Source organism: Frankia tisae (assembly GCF_025403405.1).
Lineage (GTDB): Bacteria > Actinomycetota > Actinomycetes > Frankiales > Frankiaceae > Frankia > Frankia tisai.
Map to the genome: position 1 here is coordinate 1 of NZ_JANEZT010000543.1, position 3,085 is coordinate 3,085.

The 3,085-nt window shown below is 67.9% G+C and carries 4 protein-coding genes; 2 read left to right on the forward strand and 2 right to left on the reverse strand.

Annotation, left to right across the window (positions count from 1 at the left end):
* Nucleotides 1–351, forward strand: a 351-nt coding sequence (locus NBZ85_RS29520; RefSeq protein WP_261563215.1) for a class I SAM-dependent methyltransferase, incomplete at its 5' end; no start/stop codon positions are given.
* Between the two features lie 34 nt (nucleotides 352–385).
* Here NBZ85_RS29520 and NBZ85_RS29525 read toward each other — a convergent pair.
* Both NBZ85_RS29525 and NBZ85_RS29530 read right to left on the reverse strand, forming a co-directional pair.
* Nucleotides 386–748 (reverse strand): MerR family transcriptional regulator, encoded by a 363-nt coding sequence (locus tag NBZ85_RS29525; RefSeq protein ID WP_261560539.1) that lies wholly within the window; start codon nucleotides 746–748, stop codon nucleotides 386–388.
* 618 nt (nucleotides 749–1,366) lie between these two features.
* Entirely contained in the window at nucleotides 1,367–1,633 is a 267-nt protein-coding gene (locus tag NBZ85_RS29530; protein WP_261560538.1) for a hypothetical protein, read from the reverse strand.
* 500 nt (nucleotides 1,634–2,133) lie between these two features.
* Between NBZ85_RS29530 and NBZ85_RS29535 the strand changes: the two genes are divergently transcribed.
* Nucleotides 2,134–3,085, forward strand: a 952-nt coding sequence (locus tag NBZ85_RS29535; RefSeq protein ID WP_261560537.1) for a serine/threonine-protein kinase, incomplete at its 3' end; no start/stop codon positions are given.

The window sequence follows — 3,085 nt, forward strand, 5'->3', positions numbered from 1 at the left end:
CGCCTGCCCCCCGCGGACCTGCGCGTCGGCAGGCTCGAGGACCCGCTCCCGGCCGGCCCGTTCGACCTGGTGTTCTCGGCGCTGGCCGTGCACCACCTGGACGAGCCGGGCAAGGTCGAGCTGTTCGGCCGGATCGCCGCCGTCCTGCCACCGGGCGGCCGATTCGTGCTCGCGGATGTGGTTGTACCCGACGACCCCGTGGATGCCGTCACCCCCGTCGACGGCATCCACGACAAACCGAGCCGGTTGCCCGACCAGCTCGGCTGGCTCCAGCAGGTCGGATTCGACATCACGGTCACCTGGCAGCACCGCGATCTGGCAGTCGTCGCCGCCGACCGACCCCCGCGCTGACCGGCTTGTCCCTGCTGACCGGCTGGCCTGCTCGTCAGGGAGGTTCGGTGGGTAACGGCCCGGTGGCCTGTTCGCGGAGCTGTTCGTTGAGGAGCTGTTCGTTGAGCCCGCGGGCTTCGGCGAGCTGGTCCTCGAGCAGGACGATGCGGCAGGCGGCCTCGATCGCGGTGCCCTCGTCGACGAGTTCGCGGACACGACCGGCGAGACGGAGTTGGTGGCGTGAGTAGCGGCGATGGCCGCCGTCTGAACGCAGGGGCGTGATCAGACCGGCTTCGCCGAGGGCCCGTAGGAACGCGGGGGTGGTGCCGAGCATGTCGGCTGCGCGGCCCATGGTGTAGGCGGGGTAGTTGTCGTCGTCGAGGCTGTCGGACGGTTTGCGGGTGGTTCCAGGGGTCATCGCGCCTCTCGAGCACGCGTCGAGGGACCCTGGTGCCAGAAGGCACCAGGGTCCCGAGGGTTCAACACCATCTACCGGCCGGTGGGGCCGGGACTCTGATTCCGCGGAGCCGCCCCCAGAGGGCGGGTACGCGGGGATCGCATATGCGTGACCGGGGACCACCTTCCAATCTGGGGCCTGCGGTAGCCGAGCGAGCTAGAACCTCGCCCCGGCGATCCTGATGGCGTCTGCTCCTCTCTTCTCGTGCTTTGCCTGATGGGATGTTGCCGATCCTGCCTGGTCTTGCTTGTGCTCGGCAGCCCGTCTTGGCTGCCGTCCCGCTCGGGGCAGTTCCTGTCTGCCTCGACCATGGACTCTCTTGTGTACGACATGAACTCTACCCAGGGGAGCGCCCGATGTCTACTGCAGCGGGCACAGATTTTTCGGCGCTGAGAAGACAGGTAGTCATGGGCCATCAGATCTTGACCTCGACGAGGGTCACCGCACTGGTGATCACCCGCGTGTCGTCGGCGCGGGCGAGCGCCAGCCAGCCGGTGACGTCACGGTCCCGCTGCACGGCCTTGGCGAGCCCTTAGCTGTCCAGGACCAGGGTGCCGCCCGGCACCGTGGCCGGACGGGTCACGCCGCGGGCGGGTCGGCGGGACGCTGCTGGTGGCGACGAGCCTGCAGCAGGATGTCCCGCCTGGCCTGGATCTCCTCGTCGCCGATCGGCCCGTGGTCGGCCTCGGCGACCGAGATGAGCTCGTTGAGGTTGTCGCGTTCGATCTGCCGGGCGACAGCTGCGGCGACGTAGGCCGACAGTCTCGAGGGGCCGCTGCGGGCACGGGCGGCCTCCGCAACGTCCCGCGGCATCGTGATCGAGTACTTCTGGGTAGGCTCGCCCATACTCCTTAGCCTGCTGTCGATGCCCGATCTAGGCGATGCGTCGACTACGTGGACTGGCAACCCACCCCACACCGCAACAAGCCAACACCTGGCGATCGGAAAACACAACCCAGCACCAAAAATGGCGGGCAAGCGTCACCGGGCCCACCCGCCACCACGCGAAAGATCCGAGCCTGGATCGGATCCAGGCCTGGCGTGTAAATGGTGGCCAGGGCGGCCTATATCGATGGTCGGCCAATGGGACCTGTGGGATCGTTTTGCTACAGTATGATCTCTCATGCCGCCGGGGCATCCCGGAGCAGACCGACCAAGGAGTCGGTCACGTCCAATCGGGGGACGGATGTGACGTGCGCTGACAGGCTCACGGGATGGAACCATCGTGTCCCGGGACACATCGTGAGCATCCCAGGGCAGGAAGTCCACGCGAAACCGATCGACGCGCACCGGCCCTGCCCGCGCGGGACCCCGGCGGGCAGGTCGCAAACGGATGGGCCACGAGGATGACGGGAGCGTATCCGGAGGTGCCGTCACCCGGTCAACCGCTGCGGCCGCAGGACCCGCGCCGGATAGGCAACTACGACGTGCGCAGGCTACTGGGCGAAGGCGGCATGGGGACGGTCTACCTTGCCACCTCCGAAGAGGGCAGACCGGTCGCGGTAAAGGTAATCCGGCCCGAGTATGTCGATGTCGAGGGTTTTCGAGCAAGATTCCACCGAGAGATCGACAACGCGCGGCAGGTCCAGCCGTTCTGCACCGCCGCGGTTCTTGACGCCGATATGGGGCCGACGCCCTTCCTCGCGACGGAATACGTCGACGGCCCGGACCTGCGCCGTCAGATCATCGAGGGTGAATTACTGTCGGGCAACGACACAAAGCGGTTCGCGATCGGCGTCGCGACGGCACTGCGTGCCATTCACAACGCGGGGGTGGTACACCGAGACCTCAAGCCGGCGAACGTCCTGCTGGCGTTACACGGACCTCGGGTCATCGACTTCGGGGTAGCGTCAGCCCTGGCCAGCCAGGACCTCGACGACAACGCCGAGCCGGGCGTCCCGCAGTGGCTGACTCCCGCCTACATGGCTCCCGAGCAGGCCCAGCGGGCGCTTTTCGGGGCCCGGATAGAGGTCTCGTATCCCGCGGACATCTTCGCCTGGGGCGGGGTGGTCGTGTACGCGGCGACCGGACGCACGCCGTTCGGCGACGGCGACTTCGGCGAGCTGGCCAGCCGGGTCGTCTATGACGATCCAGACCTGTCCGGACTGCCTGCAGACCTCACGCCGATCGTCGCCCGTGCACTCCACAAGAACCCGGACCGACGCCCGACCGCGAAGCAACTGCTGGCTGACCTGCTGGGTGAGGCGAAGGCCGATACCGTCGAGGCCGGGGCAGTCGAGGCTCGCCGCGGCTGGGACACCACGACGGTGGTCGGCCTGCACCCGCCCCTCATCACCC